The 15,142-nt window shown below is 67.1% G+C and carries 15 protein-coding genes and 1 pseudogene; 10 read left to right on the top strand and 6 right to left on the bottom strand.

Annotated elements, in window-relative coordinates:
• Window positions 1-115: 115 nt before the first annotated feature.
• From ACXJKM_RS06980 to ACXJKM_RS06970, 3 genes are all read right to left on the bottom strand, one after another.
• Window positions 116-1,987 (bottom strand): TRAP transporter large permease subunit, encoded by a 1,872-nt coding sequence (locus tag ACXJKM_RS06980; protein ID WP_457351214.1) that lies wholly within the window; start codon window positions 1,985-1,987, stop codon window positions 116-118.
• On the bottom strand, window positions 1,980-2,648 hold the full coding sequence (locus ACXJKM_RS06975) for a TRAP transporter small permease subunit (protein ID WP_457351378.1): 669 nt from the start codon (window positions 2,646-2,648) through the stop codon (window positions 1,980-1,982). Before ACXJKM_RS06975 ends, ACXJKM_RS06980 begins: the two co-directional genes overlap by 8 nt.
• A 63-nt stretch (window positions 2,649-2,711) precedes the next feature.
• Window positions 2,712-3,824 (bottom strand): TRAP transporter substrate-binding protein, encoded by a 1,113-nt coding sequence (locus tag ACXJKM_RS06970; protein ID WP_457351212.1) that lies wholly within the window; start codon window positions 3,822-3,824, stop codon window positions 2,712-2,714.
• Between the two features lie 217 nt (window positions 3,825-4,041).
• Between ACXJKM_RS06970 and ACXJKM_RS06965 the strand changes: the two genes are divergently transcribed.
• The 6 genes from ACXJKM_RS06965 to ACXJKM_RS06940 all read left to right on the top strand — a co-directional run bounded on the left by ACXJKM_RS06965 (window position 4,042) and on the right by ACXJKM_RS06940 (window position 8,666).
• The gene (locus tag ACXJKM_RS06965) at window positions 4,042-4,578 is read left to right on the top strand and encodes a cytochrome b (protein WP_457351210.1); all 537 of its coding nucleotides are present in this window, start codon (window positions 4,042-4,044) and stop codon (window positions 4,576-4,578) included.
• A gap of 20 nt (window positions 4,579-4,598) precedes the next feature.
• A complete protein-coding gene (locus tag ACXJKM_RS06960) occupies window positions 4,599-5,132 on the top strand; it encodes a YceI family protein (protein ID WP_056191782.1) in 534 nt (177 codons plus the stop codon).
• A gap of 51 nt (window positions 5,133-5,183) precedes the next feature.
• Complete coding sequence (locus ACXJKM_RS06955; RefSeq protein ID WP_056191784.1) at window positions 5,184-5,753, top strand: YceI family protein; 570 nt, start codon at window positions 5,184-5,186, stop codon at window positions 5,751-5,753.
• Between the two features lie 216 nt (window positions 5,754-5,969).
• Window positions 5,970-7,412, top strand: coding sequence for a sensor histidine kinase (locus tag ACXJKM_RS06950; RefSeq protein ID WP_457351208.1), 1,443 nt, complete (start codon window positions 5,970-5,972; stop codon window positions 7,410-7,412).
• On the top strand, window positions 7,409-7,810 hold the full coding sequence (locus ACXJKM_RS06945) for a hypothetical protein (protein WP_457351206.1): 402 nt from the start codon (window positions 7,409-7,411) through the stop codon (window positions 7,808-7,810). The genes ACXJKM_RS06950 and ACXJKM_RS06945 overlap by 4 nt, the downstream gene beginning before the upstream one ends.
• Before the next feature lie 16 nt (window positions 7,811-7,826).
• Window positions 7,827-8,666, top strand: coding sequence for a LytR/AlgR family response regulator transcription factor (locus ACXJKM_RS06940; protein WP_457351204.1), 840 nt, complete (start codon window positions 7,827-7,829; stop codon window positions 8,664-8,666).
• Window positions 8,667-8,836: 170 nt separating this feature from the next.
• Here ACXJKM_RS06940 and ACXJKM_RS06935 read toward each other — a convergent pair whose 3' ends face one another.
• Together ACXJKM_RS06935 and soxR are read right to left on the bottom strand one after the other, a co-directional pair.
• The gene (locus tag ACXJKM_RS06935) at window positions 8,837-9,613 is read right to left on the bottom strand and encodes a ferredoxin--NADP reductase (RefSeq protein ID WP_457351202.1); all 777 of its coding nucleotides are present in this window, start codon (window positions 9,611-9,613) and stop codon (window positions 8,837-8,839) included.
• 104 nt (window positions 9,614-9,717) lie between these two features.
• On the bottom strand, window positions 9,718-10,206 hold the full coding sequence (gene soxR, locus ACXJKM_RS06930) for a redox-sensitive transcriptional activator SoxR (RefSeq protein ID WP_235531787.1): 489 nt from the start codon (window positions 10,204-10,206) through the stop codon (window positions 9,718-9,720).
• 30 nt (window positions 10,207-10,236) lie between these two features.
• Here soxR and ACXJKM_RS06925 point away from each other — a divergent pair, with 30 nt between their 5' ends.
• The 4 genes and pseudogenes from ACXJKM_RS06925 to ACXJKM_RS06910 all read left to right on the top strand — a co-directional run bounded on the left by ACXJKM_RS06925 (window position 10,237) and on the right by ACXJKM_RS06910 (window position 12,802).
• Complete coding sequence (locus ACXJKM_RS06925; protein ID WP_457351201.1) at window positions 10,237-11,235, top strand: questin oxidase family protein; 999 nt, start codon at window positions 10,237-10,239, stop codon at window positions 11,233-11,235.
• Window positions 11,236-11,264: 29 nt separating this feature from the next.
• Complete coding sequence (locus ACXJKM_RS06920) at window positions 11,265-11,837, top strand: helix-turn-helix domain-containing protein (protein WP_457322847.1); 573 nt, start codon at window positions 11,265-11,267, stop codon at window positions 11,835-11,837.
• Window positions 11,828-12,202 (top strand): annotated as a pseudogene (locus ACXJKM_RS06915) (GNAT family N-acetyltransferase); the annotation flags it as partial. The gene ACXJKM_RS06920 and the pseudogene ACXJKM_RS06915, both read left to right, overlap by 10 nt.
• Window positions 12,203-12,280: 78 nt before the next feature.
• On the top strand, window positions 12,281-12,802 hold the full coding sequence (locus ACXJKM_RS06910; RefSeq protein ID WP_457351377.1) for a GNAT family N-acetyltransferase: 522 nt from the start codon (window positions 12,281-12,283) through the stop codon (window positions 12,800-12,802).
• Here the strand turns inward: ACXJKM_RS06910 and ACXJKM_RS06905 are convergent.
• A complete protein-coding gene (locus tag ACXJKM_RS06905) occupies window positions 12,789-15,101 on the bottom strand; it encodes an ATP-binding protein (RefSeq protein WP_457351199.1) in 2,313 nt (770 codons plus the stop codon). The genes ACXJKM_RS06910 and ACXJKM_RS06905 overlap by 14 nt on opposite strands.
• Window positions 15,102-15,142: the final 41 nt, after the last annotated feature.

Raw genomic sequence — 15,142 nt, 5'->3', positions numbered from 1 at the left:
GCCGGCCCGTCAGGCGATGTGCTTGCGGCTCAATGCCGCAAGCATCGCCGTCCCCTCGGGGGACCGGCTGAGCACGCCCGCGTTCAGCGCGGCGTGACTGGACGAGGGGCGGACATCACCTTCCGTAGAGGTAGCCCGGCAGCCACAGCGTCATCTCCGGCCACACGTACATGAACACCATGCACAGAATGACGATGAGCATGTAGGGCATCATGCCCGCGAAGATCTGGTTCAGCGTCACATGCGGCGGGCTCACCCCCTTCAGGTAGAAGGCCGACATGGCCACCGGCGGGCTCAGGAAAGCGGCCTGCAGGTTCACGAACACCAGCACGCCCCACAGCATCGGGTCGATCTGGAAGTGCGCCAGCAGCGGCAGGAAGATGGGCACGAAGATGACGATGATCTCGGTCCACTCCAGCGGCCAGCCCAGCACGAAGATGATGGCCTGCGACAGCAGCATGAACTGCAGCGGCGTCAGGTCCATCGACAGCACCCAGCGCTCCACCAGCGCCTGCCCGCCCAGCAGCGCGAACACGGCCGAGAACAACGCCGAGCCGACGAAGAGCCAGCAGACCATGGCCGTCGTCTTGGCGGTCAGGAACACCGCCTCGCGGGTCTTCTTGAAGGTCAGCGAGCCGGCCTGCCAGGCCATCAGGAAGGCACCTGCCGCACCCACTGCGGCTGATTCGGTGGCGGTGGTGATGCCGAACAGGATGACGCCCAGCACCACCAGCGTCAGGATGCCCAGCGGCATCACCGACGACACCAGCATGGTCAGGATCTCGTACTGCTCGGCGTCGAAGCGCCAGTAGTACCAGGCCAGCAGCAGGGCCGTCAGCACGCAGACGATGGCGAAGCCCGTGTAGAAGTTCTTCGGTACGGCCTCGGGTCGGGGTGCTTCGCTGACTGCGCCACCCATGCGCTGCAGCGGCTCGTCGGCGGCGGGCTTGGCTGCGCCCGGTTCGGCCAGGGCACCGGGCGGTTCCTGCAACCCGCCGCTGGCCCCTGGCGGTTCGGCCAGGCCGCCCGATGGGCTCGGCGGCTCCTGCAGCCCGCCGGGTGCGGCCGGCGCATCCAGCTTCTGCATCGCCGCGGGCGCACTGACCTCGGTCTTTTGCGTGTAGTCGGTGACGTACCACCAGGTCGTGCCGAGGCAGACCAGGGCCAGCCACACGGGTACCAGAGCGCGAAGCAGGCTGGCCAGCAGCCGGCCCCAGCCCATGGGTGCGCCTGAAGGGGACAGCACCGCCTTCAGCAGTGCCCACAGCATGCGCGGCGAATAGCGATCGGCCAGTGCGGCGATGGCCGGCGAGATCGGTGCGCGCTGCTGCTCCGGCGGCAACTGCGGCGCGACCTTCGGATTGATCATGCACCAACCGATCACGTAGACCAGGTACAGGAAGGCCAGGAAGAAGCCCGGGAACATCGCCGCTGCGTAGAGCTTGACGACCGACTGCCCGGCCACGGCCGCGTAGACGATGATCATCACGGAGGGCGGGATCAGGATGCCCAGGGTGCCGCCGGCCGTGATGACGCCCGCGGCCAGGCGCGTGTCGTAGCCGGCCTTCAGCATGGGCCGCATCGCGATGACGCCCATCAGCACGACGACGGCGCCCACCAGGCCGCTGGCAATGCCCCAGAAGGTGCAGATGACCAGGGTCGTGACGGCCAGCGAACCGGGCAGGCGGCGGAAGGCCAGCTGCACGCTGTGGAACATCTTGTCCACCAGCGCGCCGCGTTCCATCACATAGCCCATCAGCACAAAGAGCGGTATCGACAGCAGCGTGTCGTTGTTCATCGCGCCGTAGGCGCGCTGCACCATCAGGTCGAAGATGCGGTTGTCCAGCCAGGGCTGGCCGGGGTCGTAGAAGGCGACGAAGCCGAACAGCATGCCCAGGCCCATCAGCGTGAAGGCCGTCGGGAAGCCCAGCAGGATGACGACCACGATGAGGCTGAGCATGGTCAGGCCGAGGGCGGCATTACTCATGCGGGTTGCCTCCACTGGTGGTGCGCTGGCGCGCGATCTCGTCGATGTCCTTGGCGCGGTCGATCGCCTCGCGGGCGGCGTCGGCGTCGACATGCGTGCTGGCCGCCAATTGCTGCTCGACGACGTCGATCTCCTCGGCGTCGCGCAGCCTTGGCGTCCACGCCCCCGTGCGTATGCAGACGATGCAGCGCAGGATCTCGGACAGGCCCTGGAGCATCACCATCGCGCCGGCGATCGGGATGATGGCCTTGAAGGGGTAGACCGGCAGCGGCGTGGCGTTGAAGGTCGTCTCGTGGATGCGCAGCGAGTCGCCGAAGTAGGTCCAGCCGCTCCAGGTCAGCGCGCCGATGCCGGGCAGGAAGAAGACGACGTAGAGAACGAGGTCCAGCCAGGCCTGGGTGCGCGGCTGCATGCGGCCGTAGAGGAAGTCGCCGCGCACGTGGCCGTCGTGGGCCAGCGCGTAGGCGCCGCCCATCATGAACAGCGTGCCGTAGAGCATGTTGCTCGCGTCGAAGATCCAGGCCGTCGGCATGTTCAGCGCATAGCGCTTGAACACCTCGGCCACCACCAGCAGCATCAGCACGACGATCAGCCAGGCGGAGGCCTTGCCGACCCACGTGCTGATGCCGTCCACCCGATGCAGCAGCTTCTGCACATCCATCGCGACACCCCTCATGCAGGACAGGCCCCGAAGGGCCCGTCGATTGACACGCTCAGAGAGCCTTCAGCCCTTCTTGGCGAAGTAGTGGTTCCAGGCCATCTTGAAGTCGACCAGGTAGTCGTTCTGCCATTGGCCGGCCCGCTGGGCGAAGGCGCGCTGGCTGTCCAGCACCTTCTTGAAGTGCGGGTTCTCGGCCGACTTCTTGGCGATCACCTTGTCCCAGGATTCGAGCTGGTTGCGCAGGATGGCGTCCGGCGTCTTGTAGAAGGCCACGCCGCCCTTCTTCATCTCGGCGTAGTCCTTGGAGTTGCGGTCGATCGCCTTCCAGCTCATGTCGGCGCTGGAGGCCTGCACGGCGTAGTCGATGATCTTCTTCAGCTCGGCCGGCAGCGCGTTGTACTTGCCCTTGTTGAACAGGATCTCGAACTGCTCGGTGCTCTGGTGGAAGCTCTGCAGCATGCAGTTCTTGGCCACGTCGGGGAAGCCGAGGATGCGGTCGCTGGTGGCGTTGTTGAACTCGGCCGCATCGATGAGGCCGCGGTCCAGGGCCGCGACGATCTCGCCGCCGGGCAGCGGGTTCACGGCCGCACCCTGCTCGGTGTAGAGGTCCACCGCCAAGCCCACGGTGCGGAACTTCACGCCCTTCATCTGGTCGAGGTTGGCCACCGGCTTCTTGAACCAGCCATAGGGCTGGGTCGGCATCGGGCCGTACAGGAAGGACACCACTTCCATGCTGATGGACTTGTAGATCTCCTCCAGCAGAGCCTCGCCGCCGCCGTAGTTGTGCCAGGCCAGCAGCATGTTCGGGTCCATGCCGAAGCCCGGGCCCGAGCCCCACAGCGCCAGCGCCGAGTTCTTGCCGTAGTGGTAGGCCACCACGCCRTGGCCGCCGTCCAGCGTKCCCTTGTTGACGGCYTCGAGCAGCTGGAAGGCCGGTACCACTGCGTTGGACGGCAGCACCTCGATCTTCAGGCGACCGCCGGCCATGTCGTTGACCTTCCTGGCGAAGTCCTGGGCGTACTCGTGGAAGATGTCCTTGGCAGGCCAGGTCGACTGGAAGCGCAGGCTGACGGTCTCCGCTTTCGAGATCATGGGGGCTGCCAGGGCGGCACCCCCGGCCGTCGTGGCCGCGGCCGTCTTGATGAAGCGACGGCGAGCGCTGGGTTTCTGGGTCATGGGCTGTCTCCAATGGATGTTTTGAATGCGCCTTCAACAGAACCTGCGGCCGGGCGCGCGCCGCTGAGACCGAGTCTGGCTGGGAGCTGTCGGTGCGCAACTGGGTCAAACCCACGGGATTGCACGCACCACCCCCGAGCCGTTCAAAATCGCTGAACATTGGCGACAACGCCGATGAACCGCTCCCCCCTCTGCCGGGAACACACTGCAAACCCATATGAGCCCTGCCAACCGCTACACCCCCATCGCCATCGCGCTGCACTGGCTGCTGGCGCTGGCCATCGTCGGCGCCTTCGGCGTGGGCCTGTACATGACCAGCCTGCCGTTCTCGCCGACGCGGCTCAAGCTCTACAACTGGCACAAATGGGCCGGCGTCACCATCCTGACGCTGTCCGCACTGCGCCTGCTTTGGCGCCTGACGCACCGCCCGCCCGCCGACATCCCCATGCCGGCCTGGCAACTGAGCGCGGCCCATGTGACGCACAACCTGCTCTATGTGCTGTTCTTCGCTGTGCCGCTGACGGGCTGGGCCTACAGCTCGGCCGCGGGCTTTCCCATCGTCTGGTTCGGCGTGCTGCCGCTGCCGGACTTCGTGCCCAAGGACAAGGAACTCGCCGAGACGCTGAAGCTGGTGCACCACTTCGCCGCCTACGGCCTGGGCCTGCTCGTCGCCGGCCATGTCGGCGCCGCCCTCAAGCATCACTTCATCGACCGGGACGGCCTGCTTGCCCGCATGGGCCTGGGTCGCAACTGAACCGCACCTGAAAGGACTTCATGAAACGCCTGATCTCCGCCCTGCTGATCGCCACCAGCGCCCTGGCCGCCCAGGCCGCCACGCTGCAACCCGAGAAGAGCGACCTCAGCTTCACTTTCAAGCAGATGGGCGTGCCGGTGGACGGCAAGTTCAAGAAGTTCGAAGCCCAGCTCGATTTCGACACCAAGAAGCCCGAGGCCGGCAAGATCGCCTTCACGGTGGACCTGGGCAGCGTGTCCCTGGGCGACGCCAGCTTCGACGCCGAGCTCGCCAAGACGCCCTGGTTCGACACCAAGCGCAACGGCAAGGCCACATTTGTGTCCAGCGGCATCAAGGCCACCGGCCCCGGCAAGTACGACGTGGCCGGCAAGCTGAGCATCAAGGGCGCCAGCCGCGATGTCGTCGTGCCCCTCACGCTGGCCTCTGGCGTGGCCAGCGGCAGCGTGGCCATCAAGCGCCTGGATTTCAAGATCGGTGACGGCGAATGGGCCGACACGTCGATGGTCGCCAACGACGTGACCGTGAAGTTCAAACTGTCCTTTTCCGGCATCTAGTCGGCCTGTAACCTCCCACCCCTCTCTTCCCACCCCCCGGAGACCTTCACGATGAAGAATGCCCTGTTGCTTGCCACCCTGATCGCCGCCGCTGGCGCCGCTCAAGCCCAAAGCGCCACCTACGCCATTGATCCCAGCCACACCGCGGTCACCTTCGAAGCCAAGCATTTCGGCACCAGCACGCTGCGCGGCCGCTGGGACAAGAAGGAAGGCACGGTCACGCTGGACAAGGCCGCCAAGACCGGCAAGGTCGAGTTCACCATCGACATGGCCTCCCTCACGACCGGCACGGCCCCGTTCGACGGCCACCTGAAGAGCAAGGACTTCTTCGCCGTCGAGGAGTTCCCGACGGCCAAGTTCGTCGGCGACAAGTTCAGCTTCAACGGCGACAAGGTGGCCAGCGTCTCCGGCGAGCTGACGCTGCGCGGCAAGACCAACCCGGTCACGCTGACGGCCACCAACTTCAACTGCTACGAGAACCCGCGCCTGAAGCGCGAGGTCTGCGGCGGTGACTTCGAGACCACCATCCAGCGCAGCCAGTGGGGCATCGTCTACGCCATGCCCGCCGTCACGCCGGACGCCATCCGCCTGCTGGTCCAGGTCGAGGCCATCAAGCAGTAATCTGCCTGCCGACGCCCTCTGCAAGCCCGCCTCTGGCGGGCTTTTTGCTGTGTGATCCGTGAACTATTGCCGGGGCCTTCGCGGCCCTGTCTGTAATGGGTACGCGGCCTGTCGCCCTCCCCTGCAGTTCGTCCCGTGACCGCGCCGGCGCGTCGCTTCCGCCCCACAGGGCGCCGAGCCCCTGCGTACAGTGACTCCCAACGACAGACCCCGGCCATGACTCCCTCCTTCTCCCCCAGCCCCCAGCAAAAGCTCTGGATCGAGCGTTGGCAGCGTTTTTCCGCCACCGTGGTGCGGTATTTCCACATCTACGCCGGATGGCTGGTCGGCATCAGCTGGAAGCGTTTCGTGCTGCTGTCGCTGGCGCTGCTGATCGGCGTCAACGTGCTGAAGAACCTGCCTCCCTTCACCTGGCGCATCAGCGAGCAGGTCGAGGAGCATGACCACGGCGCCGTGCGCCGCCAGGCCAAGCTCGAGGCCGAGGCAAAGAAGGCTGCCGACCAGGCCCGCAAGGCGGTCGACAGGGCCGAAAAGGGCGGCAAGAAGGTGGCCGACAAGGGCGTTCACTACGAGGTCAAGATCGACGAGCGTGGTGTGCGCATCCAGCCCGTGCGCTCCGCAGCCTCGGCAGCCAGCGCCGCCGAAGGCGACGACGGCGAGCCCAAGGCCAACGAGGCCCCGGCCATTTCCATCGACTTCCCCAAGAGCGCCCGTCCCGAGGACATCCGCGCCGCCATCGACCAGGCCAAGGAGCAGCTCAGCCAGCTCAAGCAGGAGGCCGAGGAGGTCAAGGAAGCCCAGGAAGCCGCCGCCGACGCCCAGGCCGCCCTGCAGCAGGCCGCCGAGGAAGCCAAGGACGCGCAGAGCCGCAAGCGCGTCACCATCGTGCATGCCGGCGACTCCCTGGTCGACCTGGCCATCCTGTGGATCCTGGCCTCCGCCGTCATCAAGGCCATGTACAAGGGCCGCATTCAGGCCGAGGTCAAGGCCGCCCAGGCGGCCGAGAACGCCGAGAGCGAGGCCCTGAAGCGCCAGGTCATCGAGGCCCGCATGGCCGCCATGCAGGCCCAGGTGGAGCCGCACTTCCTGTTCAACACGCTGGCCTCCATCGACCACCTGATCGAGACCGACCCGCCGCGTGCCAGCCAGATGCAGAAGAACCTCATCGCGCTGTTGCGGGCCTCCATGCCCACCATGCGTGAGGCCAACGCCACCGCCACCCGCGACCTGGGCCGCGAGTTGGCCGTCATCAAGCCCTACCTCGAGATCCTGAAGGTGCGCATGGAAGAGCGCCTGCAGACCGAGATCGATGTGCCCGAGGGCCTGCTGTCGGCCGAATTCCCGCCCATGATGATTCAGGGCCTGGTCGAGAACGCCATCAAGCATGGCCTGGAGCCCAAGGCCGAGGGCGGCACGCTGAAGGTCAAGGCCGAGATCGTGAACGGCAAGCTGGCCGTCACGGTCGCCGACACGGGCCTGGGGTTTGGCCGGGCCGCCACCTCGGGCACCGGCGTGGGCCTGGCCAATATCCGCGAACGCCTGCAACTGCTGCACGGCAACCGCGCCAGCGTCACCGTCACCGAGAACCAACCCAGTGGCACGGTCGTCACGATCACCGTGCCCTATCGCAGCCGCAACGACGAAGGAGCCACGGCATGAAAACCCTGTTCAAGATTCTGTTCATCGGCACCGCGCTGATGGTCCTGATGGCGATGTTCGGCGGCTTTGCGCTGCTGCACCATGGCGGCCCCGACATGCACATCGTGCTGGACGACGGCGAGTTCTTCCTCGGCGGCAGCGATGTCGGCGACTGGCTGGGCGCGACCATCGGCCTGTTCGTCGCCGGCATCATCTGCGTCATCGTCGTGCCACTGGTGCTGCTGCTGGGTGTGGCCCTGCCGCTGCTCATCGTCGGCGGCGTGCTGGCCCTGGTCGTGGCCAGCCTGCTGGGCGTCGGCGCCGTGCTCGGCTCGCCGCTGATCCTGCTCGGCCTGCTGCTCTTCGTCGTCCTGCGCAACCGCAGCCGCGCCAACACCGCCAAATCGACGCCAGTCTGAACTAGCATCGTCGGCTATGAGCAATGCACCCATCCGTGCCGTTCTGGCCGACGACGAAAGACTGATGCGCGAGCAATTGCGCGCCCGATTGACCGAGGTCTGGCCCGAGCTGGAGATCGTCGCCGAGGCCAAGAACGGCCTCGAGGCGGTCGAGCTGACCAAGGAGCACAAGCCCGATATCGTCTTCCTCGATATCCGCATGCCGGGCCTGACGGGCGTCGAGGCCGCCCGCCAGATCGCCCAAATGGGAGATGAGGGGGAGGGCTCGGGGGACGACGACTGGCTGGTGCCCGAGATCGTCTTCATCACGGCCTACGACCAGTACGCCGTCGAAGCCTTCGAGCAGGGTGTGGCCGACTACGTGCTCAAGCCCGCCGAGCGCGAGCGCCTGCAGCTGACGGTGGCTCGCATCAAGAAGCGCCTGGCCCAGCGCGAGGCGCCCTCCAACGACTTCAGCGACAGCGCGCCGGTGCCGCTGCAGCAGCTACTGCACAAGCTGTCGGGGCAGATGAACCCGGCTGGCAAGCCGCAATATCTGCAGTGGATCCAGGCCACGGTCGGCCAGGCCATCCAGATGATCCCGGTCGAGGACGTGCTGTTCTTCATCAGCGACGAGAAGTACACCCGGGTGCAGACAGCCAAGGTCGAGGCCTTGATCCGCAAGCCGATCAAAGAGCTGGTGGACGAGCTGGACCCGCAGGTCTTCTGGCAGATCCACCGCTCCACGCTTGTGAATGCGCGCGCCATCGACGGCATCACCCGCGACTTCCGCGGCCGCCAGCTGGTGGGGGTGCGCGGTCTGACCGAGAAGCTCGAAGTCAGCCGCAGCTATACCCACTTGTTCAAGGGAATGTAGGCGCCTTCGAGGAGGCGTCTGCGTTTTCCTGTGGGCCGAGCGCCGGGCCGCTCCCAAGCCGGCCCGTCTGGCGATGTGCGAGCGGCTCAATGCCGCTTGCATCGCCGTCCCCTCGGGGGACCGACTGGGCTTGCCCGCGTTCAGCAGGGCAAGACCAGGCGAGGGGCGCCCTACTTCTCGACGAAAGCGCGCTCGATGACGTAGTCGCCCGGTGTCGTCGTGCTGCCTTCCTTGAAACCACGGATCTCCAGCATCTCCTGCATGTCCTTCAGCAGCGCGGGGCTGCCGCACAGCATGATGCGGTCGGTCTCGGGGTCCAGCGGCGGCAGGCCCAGGTCGGCCTGCAGCTTGCCGGTCTGGATCAGGTCGGTGATGCGGCCCATGTTCTTGAAGGGTTCGCGCGTGACCGTCGGGTAGTACAGCAGCTGCTCGGCAGCGAATTCGCCGAGGAATTCGTGCTGGTGCAGGTCGACCGTGAGGTGGTCGTGATAGGCCAGCTCGTTCACGTGGCGCACGCCGTGCACGACGATGACCTTTTCGAAGCGCTCGTAGGTCTCGGGGTCACGCGCGACGCTGATGAAGGGCGCCAGGCCGGTGCCGCTGCCCAGCAGATAGAGGTTCTTGCCCGGCAGCAGATAGTCGATCAGCAGCGTGCCCGTGGGCTTGCGGCCGACGATGATCTTGTCGCCTGGTTTGATGTGCTGCAGTTTGGAGGTCAGCGGGCCGTCCGGCACCTTGATGCTGAGGAACTCCAGCTGCTCTTCATAGTTGGCGCTGACGATGCTGTAGGCGCGCAGCAGCGGTTTGCCCGTCTCGGTCTTGAGGCCAATCATCGTGAAGTGGCCATTGGAAAAACGCAGGGCCTGGTCGCGCGTCGTCGTGAAGCTGAACAGGCGGTCGGTCCAGTGGTGGACGGTCAGGACGGTCTCTTCGTGGAAGGCACTCATGGCGGTCGTTCTTGCGGACGGTTGGGCGGACGGTTGGGCGGACGGTTTGGCGGGTTAACCCGGGTATTTTCGCCGGGAAGTGCTCACCCGCCGTCGCCAAGGGGTCAAGTCGCGGTTTCGATGCGCAGAAGCCTCGCCCCGGCACCCTCGCTGCGCTTGACGTCCTGGGGGTTGTAAAGGGCACAGGCCTTCAGCGACAGGCAGCCGCAGCCGATGCAGCCCGTCAGCCGTTCGCGCAACTGCTGCAGGGCCGCGATGCGTTCGTCCAGCAACGGCGCCCAGCCGGCCGACAGCCGCGTCCAATCCGCCTTGGTGGGCGTGCGGCCCTGGGGCAGGGTGGCCAGCGCCGCCTTGATCTGCGGCAGCGTCAGCCCCACCACCTGGGCCGCACGAATGAAGGCCACCCGCCGCAGCACGTGGCGGGGGTATTGGCGGTGCCCGCCGGCGCTGCGGCCGCCGGCGATCAGGCCCTCGGCCTCGTAGAAGCGCAGCGCGCTGGCCGCCACGCCGGCACGCTTGGCCAACTGGCCGATGGTCAGCGGTGCGGCGGACTCCATGGCGCTTGACTTCAAGTCCACTTGAACTTCGAGCATGGCGCCATGTTCCCACAGCCAAGAGCCGCCATGCTGACCAAGACCGCCTTGCCCGCGCCCGCCACGCTGGCCCAGTTGCACCATCTGCTCGACGCCGGTGCGGCGCTGGCGCCCACCTACCGGGGCCGACTGAGCAACCACCTGCCCATGGCCCAGCAGGCCTTGCTGGAGCTGGGCGCCTCGGCGGCGCGGCTGCAGGCCTGGACCGAAAGCTACGAAGTCCACCTCGAACCACGCGTCGCCGCTCGCCCGGGCAGCGTCACGGTCGAGCGCGACCTGGGCCGACCCGACAGCGAGACCGCCTGGCATGCTCACTTCGCGGCGCGCATTGCGGAGATCGGTGCGGCCGGCACGTTGCGCAAGGCTCTGTCCCTGCTGCTGCCTGGTGTCGGTGCCATCGCCTTCCATGGCCTGATCCGCACCGGCCATGCGGTGCTGGCCGGCCACGAGGGCGAGCTGGCCGCTGGCCTTGCGCACTGGGCGGCCCACTTCCTGCCGCTGCCGACCACGGCCGACGGCCCGCCGCTGGAACTGGCCGATTGGCTGCCGGCGCTGAGCGAGCTGTCGCGTCCGGCCTACCCGGCAGGTGCGCTGATCCACGGCCGCATGCAGGCCTGGGGCGAATCGCCGGATTTCGCCGCAGTCGCCGGGCGGCTGCGCCATGGGCCGGACGCACTGCGCGACCTGGCGCTGCTGGCGGCCCGCACCTATGCGGCGACCGGCAACTTCACCGTGCTGCATCTGCTGACGGCCAGCCACGCGATGGTGGTGCTGGAGCCCTGGTGGCCGGCGCCCCAGCTGGCGCGGGGCTTCAGCGTCGCCGCTGCTGCCGGCCTGCTGGCCAGCGGCGCCGAGCCGGCGCTGATGCTCGACCGCCCACCCAGCCGCCCCTGGCCGGCGCTGATCGCGGCGGCCTGCGAACAGGACGATGCCCATGCCATCAAGCTCACCCACGCCGCCTGGCGCCTTGGCCGCCGCTGGCCCGATCCGGCCTGGCGCCGCGTCGTTGAACGTGCAATTCCATTTTGATGGAAAACAAATTCCAGTAAACTGGATGAATGGATATCACGCAACGCATCGGCCATCGCCTGCACGAACTGCGCTCGGCTGCCGGCCTGTCGCTCGACGCATTGGCCAACAAGAGTGGCGTCAGCCGCTCCAACATCTCGCTGATCGAGCGCGGCCAGAGCAGCCCGACGGCCGTGGTGCTCGACAAGCTTTCGTCGGCGCTCGGCGTCAGCGTCGCGTCGATGTTCGAGGCTGGTCCGGCACCGACCACACCCTCGCCGCTGGCGCGTGTAGCCGAGCAACCCGTCTGGGACGACCCGGCCTCGGGTTACCGCCGCCGCAACGTGTCGCCCGCCGGCGTGTCGCCACTGCAACTGGTGGACGTCATCTTCCCGGCCGGCCAGCGCGTCTCCTTCGAAACCTCGGAGCGTGATGCCGACATCCACCAGCTCGTCTGGATGATCGATGGCGCCATGGAGATCGGCCACGGCAGCGAGCAGTGGCAGCTGAACCCGGGCGACTGCCTGGCGATGCGGCTGGATGCGCCCATCCGTTTCCACAATCCTGGAACCAAGCCGGCGCGTTACCTCGTGGCCTTGAGCGGGGCCAAGTCATGGCGCTGAACCTCGTCACTGTCGCTCCGGACCACACTGACGCGCGCTTGCTGCTGGACGAGTTGTCCGCTGCACTGCAGGCGATCACCGGCGACAGCGGGCGCAGCGGTTTCGCGGCCGACGACGTGCGCGGGCCGCGCAGCCGTTTCGTCATCGCACAGGACGAGGCCGGCGCGGCGCTGGGTTGCGGCGCCCTGCGACCGCTGCAAGATGGTGTGGCGGAACTCAAGCGCATGTACGCCCGCCCCGGCTCGCACGGTGTCGGCGCGGCGTTGCTGACTCATTTGGAGTCATCTGCGAGGCACTTGGGCTACCGCGCCCTGTGGCTGGAAACACGCGCCGTGAACACCCGCGCCGTGTCGTTCTACGAGCGGCATGGCTACCGGCGCATCGACAACTTCGGCCGCTACGCAGGCAACGCGGCGGCGGTGTGTTTTGGCAAGGAACTAGACATGGCCGTCACGATCAAAGAACTGGATGCGGCGCAGGCCGAGGCGCGCATGGACGAACTGGCCGTTGTGCTGCTCGACTGCGTGGCGGGTGGCGCCTCAGTGGGCTTCATGGCCGACCTGTCGACCGAACGTGCTCGGGTGTTCTGGCAAGGCGTGGCAGGGCAGGTGGCTGACGGCAAGCGGCACCTGTTCGTGGCGCTGGATGACGCCGGGCGGGTGTGCGGCACGCTGTCTCTCGTCGTCGACATGCCCGACAACCAGCCGCACAGGGCCGACGTGTCCAAGATGTTGGTTCATCGCAGCGCGCGCCGGCAGGGTGTGGCCGAACACCTGCTGCGGGCGCTGGAGGTAAAGGCTCGTGAGTTGGGCAAGACGACGCTGGTGCTGGACACCGTCACCGGCAGCGATGCTTCGCGGGTCTATGAGAGAACGGGTTGGCAGCGAGCGGGCGACATTCCGAACTACGCATTGATGCCGGAAGGGCCGTTCTGCTCGACGACCTACTACTTCAAGCCGCTCTGAACCCGATGCCTCTGCGTTCGCGGACTTCAGGCTTCGCTCGATGCTCCGCCTCCAGTTGAGCCAGGAACTCATCCGGCGTGAATGCCTCGCCGAGGATCTCGACCTGGTTGCGCACGGCCGCGAAGTCGCCATGCGTCAGGCAGTCCATCGCCACCAGCCGTGAGCGCTGCTCATCGGCCGGGGCGGCGCCCGCCTCGCGCTCGAACATCGCCACGCGCTGTTCGGGCTTGAGCGCCTTGAAGCGGATCTTGAACGCGAAGCGCCGCAGCGCCGCCTCGTCGAGGTCGTCGAAGAGGTTGGTCGTGCAGATGAAGAGGCCGCTGAAGCGCTCCATGCCGGCCAGCATCTCGTTGACCTCCGACACCTCGTAGTTGCGCTCGGCATGCTTGCGGCTGCGCAGGAAGCTGTCGGCTTCATCCAGCAGCAGCACGGCGCCTTCGGTCTGGGCCGTTTCGAACATGCGCGCCATGTTCTGCTCGGTCTCGCCGACGAACTTGCTGGCGATGTCGCTGGCGCGCCTGACCATGAGCGGCCGGCCCAGGGCCTGGGCGATGTGCTCGGCCAGGGCGGTCTTGCCGCTGCCGGGTGGCCCGTAGAAGCAGAGTTGACCCGCGCCCTTGCGGCGCAATGCCTCGACGATGCGCGGGATCTCGAAGCGGCTTTCGCAGTTCAGCAGATCCAGTGCGTAGCTGGTGACGCAGGGCCGGGCCATGCTGCTGCCGTCGTCGCGGCCCAGGGCCTTGTCGGCGTTGAGCAGCTGGCGCTCGATCAGTTTCTCGGCGTCGTCGGCCGAGCCGGCCAGCTGGGCGAAGCGTACGGCTGTGCGGATCTGCGCGGGCGTCAGGCCCGGGCGTTCCGCCAGCTTGGCGATGAAGCCTTCGCTGACGGGCACCTCGCCCAGCGCCTTGGCCACCAGCCCCTTGCGGGCGCCGGGCGGCGGCGACTTCAGCTCCAGGTGGTACTGGAAGCGGCGCCGGAAGGCCGGGTCGATCTGCTCGATGCGGTTGGTGACCCAGATGACCGGCACCGGGTTGGTTTCCAGGATCTGGTTGACCCAGGCCTTGCCGCTGACCGAGTTGCCGACCCCGCCTTCGCCGCTGGCGTCCAGCCGGTTCAGCAGCGAGGCTGTGTCGCTGGACAGCGGCGGGAACACATCCTCGACCTCATCGAACAGCAGGGCCACATTGGCGCTGGCCTTCAGGAAGACCTGGCTGATCTGCAGCGAACGGTAGCGGTCGCGGCCCGACAGTGAGTTGCCATCGCGGTCGGCATACTCGACCTCGTACAGATCCAGCCCCGCAGCTGCGGCAGCCACCTTGGCCAGCTCCGTCTTGCCCGTGCCCGGCGGGCCGTACAGCAGCACGTTGACGCCGGTCGCGTGCGTGGTGACGGCCTGGCGCAACAGGCCTTGCAGCAAGCTCAGGTCATCACTGACGAACTGGAAATCACTGGCGCCCAGCGTGCTCAGCGTGGCGGGCCGCGTGAAGACGGCCATCAGGTCATGCGGGCCCTGGTATTCGCGCATCAGCACCGGCGGCAGCTGGTCGCTGACTTTCATCAGGTCGGCCAGGTCGGTGATGTTGTGCTCGGAGATCAGGTTCTCGACCATGCCGATGCGCTCGAGGCGTGAACCGGCGCGCAGCGCCTCGGCGACCTCGCGTTCGTCCACGCCGGCAACGGCGGCGATTGCCGCGAAGGCTTCCTGCGCGGTGTTGACCTTGAACTCGACCAGCGCCCCGCGCAGCTCACGCTGGTAGCGGGCGAGGGTGCCGTACAGCAGGATGGCCCGCTCGGCGGGGTTGAGCTGCAGCAGCGTGCCCAGCGCAGCGATGTTCTTCTCGACCAGCGTCGACTCGCGCTTGAGCTGGCGGTCCAGGTACTCGCAGGTGGTGGCCAGCAGGGCCATCATGTCCTTGGGCGCATCCTTGACGTATTCGTCTAGGTAGAAGAACAGTGTGGCTTCCGAGAAGGGGCCGCTCCATTGGCCGAAGCGGTCGAGGAAGGCTTCGTCACTCAGCGCATCGTGGCCGCGCCACAACTCGTTGCCGGCGCAGCGCTGGCCCAGATAGCCGCGCAGCCTTTGCAGCACACGCGTGGGCCAGACGAGATGGCGGCCCGTGAAGGACAGCAGGCCGTTGAAGTCGCGCCGCAGGTTGAAGCGGCCGGCGTGCCTGACGGTCAGCGTCAGCACGAACTGCGAGCACATGCGGTCCAGCACCGGAGCGCTGTCCAGGCCGGGCGAGGGCAGCAAGCGGGCAGATGCCCGGGCGGCTGTCTCAGCGGCGACTCGCTTCACCATTCGATGGGCTCCTTGCGCAGCCTGCAGCGGCGGCGCGGACC

The organism is Roseateles sp. P5_D6, assembly GCF_054049415.1.
This window is presented reverse-complemented; position numbering and strand designations above follow the sequence as displayed.